Origin of the sequence: Xanthomonas sp. SHU 166 (assembly GCF_000364685.1) — a bacterium.
In the GTDB taxonomy this organism is placed as follows: domain Bacteria; phylum Pseudomonadota; class Gammaproteobacteria; order Xanthomonadales; family Xanthomonadaceae; genus Xanthomonas_A; species Xanthomonas_A sontii.
This window is the reverse complement of the sequence record NZ_AQOJ01000741.1, coordinates 1-9,575: the sequence shown is the minus strand read 5'-3', so window position 1 is coordinate 9,575 and position 9,575 is coordinate 1. Positions and strand designations below refer to the sequence as shown.

The following is a 9,575-nucleotide window of genomic DNA, read 5'->3' as shown; positions in this document are numbered from 1 at the left end:
GGCGGTGGCCTTCCAGCAGCCACTGTCGCCACATGCGGCCTTCGACTTCTTCGCGCAGCAGGATCAGCCCCGCCGCCAGCACCAGGCACAGCACGGTGAGCCAGTGCAGCCACACCATCGGCCGCGGCAAGGCGGCCTGCGCGGCGGCAGGGGACACAGGTGGTTTCGGAGCGGCCGGCGTGGGCGAGGTCATGGCGGTACGCGGTGTCCTTGGGGCAACGAAGTGGGGCGCAGCCCGATGCCGGCGGGGCATCGCGGCAGCGGCGGTCGTCGATGGGTGCCGGCGCTGCGGCGAAAGGTTGCGTCGCGCGGCGCGTCGGCCTCGCGCAACCTTTCCGCAGACCGGGGGCACTCAGCCTGGACACTCCGATGTGGAGCCCGGTCGGGCACTCTGATGGCAATCGAACGAATCCAGTTGCGGACGCACGGCGATGCGCGCGGACAGCTCGTGGCGCTGGAACAACAGCGCGACGTGCCTTTCGACATCCGCCGCGTGTACTACCTGTTCGCCACCCGCAACGGCGTGCACCGCGGCCAGCATGCGCACCGCCATCTCAACCAGTTGGCGGTGGCGCTGCACGGTTCGGTGTCGTTCCTGCTCGACGACGGCAGTGGACCGATGCAGGTGGTGCTGGACGATCCGCGGCAGGGCCTGCTGCTCGGCAGCATGGTCTGGCGCGATCTCTATGACTTCAGCGAAGACTGCGTGCTGATGGTGCTCGCCGACCAGGCCTACGATCCCACCGACTACATCTTCGACTACGACGAGTTCCTGCGCGAAGCCGCGGGCCTGCGCCGGCAGGAGGCCTGAAGCCATGGCACGTCCCCTCGTCATCGTCGGTGCCGGCGAGCTGGCGCAGATCGCCTGCGAGTACTTCACCCACGACAGCGACTACGAGGTGCTGGCCTTCAGCGTGGAGCGCGACTACCTGTCCACGCCGACCCTGGCCGGCCTGCCGGTGGTGGCCTACGAGGAACTCGAGCAGCGCTATCCGCCGTCGCAGGTGGAGGTGTTCGTGGCGATTCCCGCCAGCGGCCTCAACCGGTTGCGCACGCGCTTCTACCTGGACGCCAAGCGCCGCGGCTACCGCATGGCCAGCTACGTCAGTTCGCAGGCCTTCGTCTGGCGCAACGTGGAACTGGGCGAGCACTGCTTCGTGTTCGAGCACAACGTGCTGCAGCCGTTCACCCGCATCGGCGCCAACTGCATCCTGTGGAGCGGCAACCACGTTGGCCACCGCACGGTGATCCATGACCACGTGTTCGTGGCCTCGCATGCGGTGATTTCCGGCTACTGCGAGATCGGCGCGAGCAGCTTCGTCGGGGTCAACGCCACGCTGAGCGACCGGGTCAAGGTGGCCGCCGACAACGTGATCGGCGCCGGCGCGCTGCTGACCCGCGACACCGAGCCGGGACGCATCTACGTCGGTGCGCCGGCGCGGGCGGTGGCCGGCAAGTCCAGCTTCGACGTGGACCTGTGAGGCACATGTTCGCCTGGCACAAACGTGGTCTTGTCTTCGATACCGCACGCGATGGCGTCGGCGGCTGGATGCGGCATTCGGCGCTGACGCCGACGCCGCTGCGCCTGGATGCCGAGCGTCTGCGCATCTACGCCGGCTTTCGCGACGACGCCGGGGTCAGCCGCATCGGCTACGTCGACGTGCGCGCCGACGATCCGACCCGGGTGCTGGGCGTCAGCGCAGCACCCGTACTGGACATCGGCCGCGCCGGCTGTTTCGACGACAACGGCATGATCCTCGGCGACGTGGTGCACGGGCCGGACGGTCTCTACATGTTCTACGTCGGCTTCCAGCGGGTGGCGAAGGCCAAGTTCCTGGCCTTCACCGGCCTGGCGGTGTCCACCGACGGCGGCGACACGTTCCAGCGCCGCCAGGACACGCCGCTGCTGGACCGCGCGCCGGGCCGCAGCACCATCGCCGCGGTGCATTCGGCGCACTATCGCGCTGGCCGCTGGCAGCTCTGGTACGCGGTGGGCGACGACTGGGAATGGCTCGGCGGCACGCCGTATCCGCGCTACCACATCCGCTGCGTGGAGACCGACGATCTGCAGGCGATCCCGCGGCAGGACACCGTCTGCCTGCAGCCGCAAGGCGACGAATACCGTATCGGCCGCCCGCGGGTGTACCGATGCGATGGCCGCTACCTGATGCTGTTCACCCACGGCAGCCGCGCTGGCGCCTATCTGCCGGGCATGGCGGTCAGCGACGACGGCCGCCACTGGCAGCGCTGCGACGCGGCGCTGGGCCTGCCGCTGTCGGCCGAGGGCTGGGATGCGCGCACGCTGTGCTACCCGGCGCTGATCCGCCACGACGCGCGGCTGCTGCTGTTCTACAACGGCAACGACATGGGCCGCGACGGCTTCGGCGTGGCCGAGGCGGTGCTGCCCGCTGGCACCGTCTGGGAGGATGACGATGCTGTCGGTTAGGGCCTACACCGCGGCCGACGCACCGCTGTGGGATGCCGTGGTGGAGGCCTCGCGCAACGGCAATCTACTGCACCGGCGCGGCTACATGGACTACCACGCGGCGCGCTTCGTCGATGCCTCCTTGCTGGTCGAGGATGCCGGCACGCCGGTGGCGGTGTTCCCGGCCAACCGCGACGGCGACGTGGTGACCAGCCATGCCGGGCTCAGCTATGCCGGTCTGGTGTCGACCCACGCGCTGCGCGCAACGGCCACGCTGGAAGTGTTCGAGCGCATCGCGGCGCATTACCGCGACGCCGGCGTGCGAACCCTGCTGTACAAGGCGGTGCCGCATCTGTTCCACCGCAGTCCGGCAGAAGAGGACATGTACGCGCTGCATCGGTTCGGTGCGCGTCTTGACCGTCGCGACCTGTCCTCGGCGGTGCCGCTGCGCGTGCCGCCGCGCTTCGCTGCCGCACGCAAGCGCTCGGTGGCCAAGGCGCGCCGCGCCGGGCTGCGCGTGCAGCGCGTGGACGACCCGGCGCCGCTGCATGCGCTGCTGGGCCAGGTCCTGCAACGCCACGACGCGCGTCCGACCCACAGCCTGGACGAACTGCGCCTGCTGTGCGCGCGCTTCCCGGCGCAGATCGTGCCCTACGAAGTGCGCGACGGCGCCGAGCTGCTGGCCGCCACGCTGGTGTACGACTTCGGCCACGTCGTCCACACCCAATACCTGGCCTGCTCGGAGCAGGGCCGCCGCGCCGATGCGCTGAGCCTGCTGCTGGCCGAGCTGATCGAGCAGGTCTACGCGCAGCGCGACTTCCTCAGCCTGGGCATTTCCACCGAGCAGCACGGCCAGGTGCTCAATGCCGGCCTGGTCGAGCAGAAGGAGCGCTTCGGCGCGCGCGCGGTGGTTCACGATTTCTACCGTTGGGAGTTGCAATGAGCCTGCCGCCAGCCAGCGTGCCGTTCCTGGATCTGCGGGCAAGCAACGCGCGCTATGCCGACGAGCTCAAGGCCGCAGCGGCACGGGTGATCGATTCGGGCTGGTATGTGCTCGGCGAGGAGCTGGAGGCATTCGAGCGGGAGTTCGCCACCTACTGCGGCACCGCTCACGCCATCGGCGTCGGCAACGGCATGGACGCGCTGACCCTGATCCTGCGCGGCTACCTTGTGCTGGGTCGGCTGCACGAAGGCGACGAGGTGCTGGTGCCGGGCAACACCTTCATTGCCAGCTTCCTGGCGATCAGCGAGAACCGGCTGCGGCCAGTGCCGCTGGAGCCGGAGGCGGCCAGCTTCAATCTGGATCCGGCGCAGGTGGAGCGGGCGATCGGCCCGCGCACCAGGGCGATCCTGGCGGTCCACCTGTACGGACAGCTGGCCGACATGGCCGCACTGCGTGCCATCGCCGAGCGCCATGGGGTGCTGCTGCTCGAGGATGCCGCGCAGGCGCATGGCGCGCGCCGTGACGGCCGCCATGCGGGCAGCTTCGGCGACGCCGCCGGCTTCAGCTTCTTCCCCGGCAAGAACCTGGGCGCGTTGGGCGACGCCGGCGCCGTGACCACCGACGACGACGAACTCGCGGCGCAGCTCCGCGTGCTGCGCAACTACGGCTCGGACATCAAGTACCGGCATCTGGTGCAGGGCGTGAACTCGCGCCTGGACGAGCTGCAGGCGGCGCTGTTGCGGGTCAAGCTGCGCCACCTGGACGCCGATATCGCCGCGCGCCGCGCGATCGCCCAGTGCTACCTCGACGGCATTGCGCATCCGCAGATCGCCGTGCCGCACGTGGCCGACCCGGCGGCGCATGCGTGGCACCTGTTCGTGGTGCGCTGCGCGCAGCGCGACGCGCTGCAACGGCATCTGCAGGCCCAGGGCGTGCACTGCCTGGTGCATTACCCGACGCCGCCGCATCGGCAGCCGGCCTATCCGGAACTGGCCACCCTGCAGTTGCCGCTGTGCGAGCGCTTGGGCGCCGAGGTGTTGAGCCTGCCGATCGGCCCGACCCTGGACGACGCGGCGGTGGCGCAGGTGATCGACGCCTGCCAGCGTTTTGCCGGTGTGGCGGCATGAACGTGCTGCGCAGCGGCGTGTACAGCGGCGTGGCCACCGCGGCCAAGCTGCTGTCCGCATTGCTGGTGCTGAAGCTGGTGGCGGTGTACGCCGGCCCGGCCGGGGTCGCCCGGCTCGGCCAGTTCACCAGCCTGATGTCGCTGCTGGCGGTGGTGGCCGGCGGCGGCATCGGCGCAGGCGTGGTCAAGTACGTGGCCGAGTACCGCGACGATGCGCCGGCACTGGCCCGGCTGCTCGGCAGCGCACTCGGCTACGCCTGCGTCGCTGCGGTCGCGATGGGCGTGGCCGCGCTGCTGTGCAGCCGCCTGATCGCCGAGCGCCTGCTCGGCGATGCGCAGTACCAGCCGCTGATCTGCGTGCTGGCGGTGGCGCAGCTCGGCATCGCGCTGGCCAACTACATCCTGGCGGTGGTCAACGGTTTCATGGACGTGCGTCGGCTGGCCTTCGTCCAGGTGGCCGGCGCGGTGCTGAGCGTGCTGCTGGTGGCCGCGCTGGCGCACGCCATGGGCCTGTCCGGGGCGCTGCTGGGCCTGGTGCTGGGGCAGGTGGCCTGGCTGTGCGCCGGCGTGCCGGCGCTGCGACGCAGCCCGTACTTCCGCCGTGAGATGCTGCGCATCCGTTTTGACCCGGCGATGGTGCGGCGATTGGCCGGCTTCTCGGTCATGACTCTGGCCTCGGCGCTGCTGCCGCTGCTGGTCAACATCGGCGTGCGCGATCATCTGGCCGGCCAGTTCGGCTGGCAGCAGGTCGGCTACTGGCAGGCGGTGAGCCGCGTGTCCGATGCCTATCTGCTGTTCTTCACCACCGCCATCAACGTCTACTACCTGCCAAAGCTGGCGGCGTTGCATACGCGGCAGGCGCTGTGGCAGGAACTGCGCGGCGCCTACCGCTACGTGCTGCCGGCGGTGCTCCTCGCCGCGGCGGCGGTGTACCTGTGCCGCGACTGGATCACCCGGCTGCTGTTCTCCGCCGATTTCGCCGCTGCATTGCCGCTTTACGCGCCGCAACTGCTCGGCGACGTGCTCAAGATCGCCTCCTTCGTGCTGTCCTACCTGATGCTGGCCAAGGCGATGACGCGGCTGTTCGTGCTCTCCGAATGCCTGTTCGCCGCCAGTTACCTCGGCCTGGTGGTGCTGTTCACCGCGCGCATGGGCCTGATCGGCGCGGTCTACGCGTTCGCCTGCAACTACGGGCTGTACCTGGCGTTCAACATGCTGGTGGTGCGCCGCTACCTGCGAGGACTGGGCTGATGGACGCAACGTATACCCCGACGCCGCCGCCGCTGGTGTCGGTGCTGATTCCGGCCTACAACCACGCGCGCTTCGTGCAGCGCTGCCTGGGCAGCGTGCTGGAGGACCCGTACCCGAACAAGGAACTGGTGATCGTTGACGACGGCTCCAGCGACGGCACTGCCGAACGCATCGCCGAGTGGATCGCGCAGCACGGCGACAGATTGCACGTGCGCTTCTGGCCGCGCGAGAACCTCGGCATCGCCGCCACGCTCAACCATCTGGTGGCGATGGCGCGCGGCGAGTTCCTGCGCCTGGGGGCCAGCGACGACTATCTGCTGCCCGGCGGGCTGGGCGTACAGGTGGCCTACCTGGGCGCGCATCCGCACAAGGCCGCGGTGATCGGCGACGCCATCGTGGTCGACATCCAAGGCCGCACCGTGCACCAGAGCAGCATGCGCGACCTGCACGGCGTCGACAAACGCCTGTACCTGAGCGAGGCCGGCATCCGCCGCGCGGTGATCCGGCACTGGGCGGTGAGCGGGGCGGTGGCGCTGGTGAGGCGCAGCGCGCTGCAGCCGGGCGCCGAATGGGACGAGGGCCTGCGCATCGAGGACTGGGACTTCTTCCTGCGCCTGGTCGCGCGCGACGCGCTGGGTTTCCTGGACGTGGCGGTCTGCGCCTACCGCGTGCACGACCACAACGCCAGCCGCACCCGGCATCTGCCCAGCCGCCTGGCCAACCTGGCCGAGTCGCGGCAGGTGGCGTTGCGCCGCGCACGCTTGTTCGATCCGGCCTGCCGCACCCTGCTGCACGCGCAGGCGCACTACATCGCCGCCAAGATCGCGTTCCTGCGGCGCAGCCCGCTGGCGCTGGGCGGGCATCTGCTGGCGCATGCGTGGCTGTCGCTGTTGGCGCGGCTGCGCCAGGGCGGCCAACCGACGCTGGCCCAGCGCGGATGAGCCGGCTGCTGCGCCTGCCGTCGGCGTATTTCGGCCTGCCGCTGCTGCTGAGCTGCGCGCTGACCCTGCTCACCTTCGACCTGCCGCCGGGCTATCTTGCCGGCATCGCACTGCTGGCCGCCGTGGCGCTGGCGACGCTGGGCCTGGATGCGCTGCTCGGCATCCGCCTGCCGCCGCTGGCGGCGTTCCGGTCGCGCGAGTACGCCGGCACGCGCGAGGCCTTCGTCGCGCTCGGCCTGGCCGCCGCGGTGGGGCTGTTCTGCCTGCTGGACCTGCTGCTGTTCCCGATCCCGTTGCTGCACAACCCCTCCGCCTACGCCGACCTGAGCCCGCTGCAGGCGCACGTGCGGCATGTGTCGAACATGTGCTGGATCCTGCCGCCGATCGGCCTGCTGTGCGTGCGCGAGCGCAGCGTGCGCAATGCGCTGCTGCTGGCCGGTTTCGCCTTCCCGGTGTTGGTGATCGACCGCAACCGCCTGTTCGCGGCAGTGTTCAGCGTCGGCCTGTTGCTGTTGCTGCGCCGCGACCCGGCGCGGCCGTTGCCGTGGAAACGGGTACTGGCGCTGCTGTGCGCCGGCGCCGCCGCATTCTCGCTGTTGGGCACGCTGCGTTCCGGCTCGCTGGATTCGGTGGCGCTGCCGTTCGGCGCGCTGTACCGGGCCGCGCCGCAGGGCATCAAGTGGCTGCTGCTGTACATCGGCGCCGGCCCGTACAACTTCGGCGCGCTGCTGAGCAAGGGCTACGCCAACGCCAGTTTCCTGATCAACCAACTGGTGCCGCTCAGCGGCTCCATCGCCACCGCCGGGACCGGCATCCCGCTGGATGCGCCGAACATCAATGTCGGCACCGAGTTCCTGCCGTTCCTGCTGGCCGGCGGCCCCGGCGCCGCGCTGGCGGCGATGCTGGCGCTGTACGCGGCGCTGCTGTGGAGCGTGCGCCTGCTCGGACGCGGCGTGGCGCTGTTCAACCTGCTGGTGTTCCTGCGCATCGCCTACGCCTGCGTGATGTCGCCGTTCGCGCCGCAGGCGTTCACCTGGACCAATGCCGGCTTCGTCGCGCTGTGCCTGCTGCTGCACGCCTGCAGCGCCTTGCTGCCGAACCGCCGCGAGCCCGCCGCGGACGCGGCCCTGCCTTCCGTTGCCCCGAGATCCCCGCTGCCATGACCGACACCGCCATGCCCCAAGACGAAATCTACCTGCTCGACCTGTGGCGGATACTGCGGCGCGAATGGCGCTGGTGCCTGCTGCCGCTGCTGCTGGCATTGGCGCTGGCGGCGCTGTTCCTGCACGGCGCGACCCGCCAGTGGCAAGCGACCGCCTGGGTGCAGGTCGGCGAATTCGGCCCGACCCCGTCCGGACGCGACCCCAAGCTGGAGCCGTTCCAGCGGGTGATCGACCGGATCAAGACCCGGCAGTTCCAGGAACAGGTGCTGCACAGCGCCGGCGTGGCCCTGGACAGCCGCCAGGCCGCGCTGTACCGCGACAGCCTGAAGCTGGACCCCGACCCGTACGCCAACCTGATCCAGTTGACCCTGCGCGCGCAATCGCCGCAGCAGGCGCGACAACTGGCCACGGCCACCATCGCGCAGTTGCAGGCGCTGCACCGGCGCATCCAGGCCGGTCCGCTGCAGCAGGCCACCGCGCGACTGCAGGAGCTGGCCGCGGACATCGCCGCGACCCAGGCCCAGCGCGACCGCCTGCTGCAGCAGCAACGCGAAGGCCGCGGCAGCGTCGAGCAGCAATTGCTCGGCAACATGCTGCTGTCGGAGAAGACCACCACGCTGCGCGGCCTCAAGGCCGAACGCGAGGATCTGCTCGGCCGGCTCGGCACGCGCTACACCTACGACACCTCGGCGCCCTGGGAGACCTACGTGCCGCCGCGCGCGGCGTTTCCCAACCCGGTGCTGGTGCTGGCGGCGGCGCTGCTGGCCGGGCTCGGCGGCGGCGTACTGGCCGCGGTGGCGCGCAATGCGCTGCGCCGGCGGCAGGCGCGGCCGACAGGGGCGAGCGTCGCCGCCGCATAACAGCAGCTCGTCGATTCAACCAAACGGCGCTGCCGCCGCACCTACCTGCAGTACCGCGCGCTCGATGCGCGCGGATTCCGACAAGGGCAGGGCAGTGGAGAGGTGCAGGTGACAGCGAATGGCAAGGCGGGTGCAACGGCGCACACGACCACTCTGGACCCGGTGCGGTTGCTGGACACGCAGCGCGCCTTCGACAGCGTGGCCGCCGATTACGACGGCCCGCGCGGCAACAACGCGCTGATCCAGCGCATGCGCACCACCCTGTGGGACACGGTGGCGACGCAGTTGCCGGTCGGCTCGCGCCTGGTCGATCTGGGCTGCGGCACCGGCCTGGATGCGCACGCCTTCGCCCAGCGCGGCTACCGCGTGCTGGCCACCGACTGGTCGCCGCAGATGGTGGAGCGCACCCGTGCCCGCGCGCAGGATCCCAGTCTGCGCGGCCGGCTCAGCGTGGCCCATGTCGGCATCCAGCAACTGGATCTGCTCGACGGCGAGTTCGACGGCATGTACTCCAACTTCGGCCCGCTCAACTGCGCGCCGGACCTGCCCGACGTCGCGCGCCACTGCGCACGGCTGCTGCGCCGCGACGGCCGCCTGGTGTTCTCGGTGATCGGTCGCCTGTGCCCGTGGGAGCTGGGCCACTACCTGCTGCGTGGCCGCCTGCGCCGTGCCGCCGTGCGCGCCGCACGTGGCGCCACCGCCGTGGGCATGAACGGGCACACGATCTGGACCTGGTACTACTTCCCACGCGAGTTCTACCGCGCGTTCGCGCCGCATTTCGCGCTGGAGTCGTACCGGGCGCTCAGCCTGTGCCTGCCGCCGCCGTACCTGGTCGACCACTACCAGCGCCATCCGCGCCTGGGCGA

Annotated in this window: 10 protein-coding genes and 1 pseudogene; 10 read left to right on the top strand and 1 reads right to left on the bottom strand. The window is 70.5% G+C overall.

Annotated features, from left to right (window positions below; translation table 11 throughout):
* Positions 1–193, bottom strand: a pseudogene (locus D180_RS24675) (cytochrome b); the annotation flags it as partial.
* Between the two features lie 201 nt (positions 194–394).
* On the opposite strand from D180_RS24675, the gene D180_RS17240 reads away from it, so the two are divergent.
* The 10 genes from D180_RS17240 to D180_RS17195 all read left to right on the top strand — a co-directional run.
* Positions 395–811 (top strand): FdtA/QdtA family cupin domain-containing protein, encoded by a 417-nt coding sequence (locus D180_RS17240; RefSeq protein ID WP_017909879.1) that lies wholly within the window; start codon positions 395–397, stop codon positions 809–811.
* 4 nt (positions 812–815) lie between these two features.
* Positions 816–1,481, top strand: coding sequence for an acetyltransferase (locus D180_RS17235; RefSeq protein WP_017913779.1), 666 nt, complete (start codon positions 816–818; stop codon positions 1,479–1,481).
* Positions 1,482–1,486: 5 nt separating this feature from the next.
* Positions 1,487–2,446: a hypothetical protein gene (locus D180_RS17230; RefSeq protein WP_017913778.1), complete on the top strand. Its 960-nt coding sequence runs from the start codon at positions 1,487–1,489 to the stop codon at positions 2,444–2,446.
* Positions 2,433–3,368: a GNAT family N-acetyltransferase gene (locus D180_RS17225; protein WP_017913777.1), complete on the top strand. Its 936-nt coding sequence runs from the start codon at positions 2,433–2,435 to the stop codon at positions 3,366–3,368. The genes D180_RS17230 and D180_RS17225 overlap by 14 nt, the downstream gene beginning before the upstream one ends.
* Positions 3,365–4,495, top strand: coding sequence for a DegT/DnrJ/EryC1/StrS family aminotransferase (locus D180_RS17220; RefSeq protein WP_017913776.1), 1,131 nt, complete (start codon positions 3,365–3,367; stop codon positions 4,493–4,495). Before D180_RS17225 ends, D180_RS17220 begins: the two co-directional genes overlap by 4 nt.
* A complete protein-coding gene (locus D180_RS17215) occupies positions 4,492–5,745 on the top strand; it encodes an O-antigen translocase (protein WP_017913775.1) in 1,254 nt (417 codons plus the stop codon). The genes D180_RS17220 and D180_RS17215 overlap by 4 nt, the downstream gene beginning before the upstream one ends.
* Positions 5,745–6,686, top strand: coding sequence for a glycosyltransferase (locus D180_RS17210; protein ID WP_017913774.1), 942 nt, complete (start codon positions 5,745–5,747; stop codon positions 6,684–6,686). The genes D180_RS17215 and D180_RS17210 overlap by 1 nt, the downstream gene beginning before the upstream one ends.
* Positions 6,683–7,849: a hypothetical protein gene (locus D180_RS17205; protein ID WP_017913773.1), complete on the top strand. Its 1,167-nt coding sequence runs from the start codon at positions 6,683–6,685 to the stop codon at positions 7,847–7,849. Before D180_RS17210 ends, D180_RS17205 begins: the two co-directional genes overlap by 4 nt.
* A gap of 11 nt (positions 7,850–7,860) precedes the next feature.
* Positions 7,861–8,709, top strand: coding sequence for a Wzz/FepE/Etk N-terminal domain-containing protein (locus D180_RS17200; protein WP_043091250.1), 849 nt, complete (start codon positions 7,861–7,863; stop codon positions 8,707–8,709).
* 108 nt (positions 8,710–8,817) lie between these two features.
* Positions 8,818–9,575 (top strand): class I SAM-dependent methyltransferase (locus D180_RS17195; RefSeq protein ID WP_043091249.1); only part of this gene is annotated, 758 nt, incomplete at its 3' end.

Bases quoted from the DNA above. Each gene is read 5' to 3' on its own strand.
- D180_RS17200 (WP_043091250.1), top strand. From the start codon at position 7,861: ATGCCCCAAGACGAAATCTACCTGCTCGACCTGTGGCGGATACTGCGG.
- D180_RS17220 (WP_017913776.1), top strand. From the start codon at position 3,365: ATGAGCCTGCCGCCAGCCAGCGTGCCGTTCCTGGATCTGCGGGCAAGC.
- D180_RS17235 (WP_017913779.1), top strand. From the start codon at position 816: ATGGCACGTCCCCTCGTCATCGTCGGTGCCGGCGAGCTGGCGCAGATC.
- D180_RS17210 (WP_017913774.1), top strand. From the start codon at position 5,745: ATGGACGCAACGTATACCCCGACGCCGCCGCCGCTGGTGTCGGTGCTG.
- D180_RS17225 (WP_017913777.1), top strand. From the start codon at position 2,433: ATGCTGTCGGTTAGGGCCTACACCGCGGCCGACGCACCGCTGTGGGAT.
- D180_RS17205 (WP_017913773.1), top strand. From the start codon at position 6,683: ATGAGCCGGCTGCTGCGCCTGCCGTCGGCGTATTTCGGCCTGCCGCTG.
- D180_RS17230 (WP_017913778.1), top strand. From the start codon at position 1,487: ATGTTCGCCTGGCACAAACGTGGTCTTGTCTTCGATACCGCACGCGAT.
- D180_RS17215 (WP_017913775.1), top strand. From the start codon at position 4,492: ATGAACGTGCTGCGCAGCGGCGTGTACAGCGGCGTGGCCACCGCGGCC.
- D180_RS17240 (WP_017909879.1), top strand. From the start codon at position 395: ATGGCAATCGAACGAATCCAGTTGCGGACGCACGGCGATGCGCGCGGA.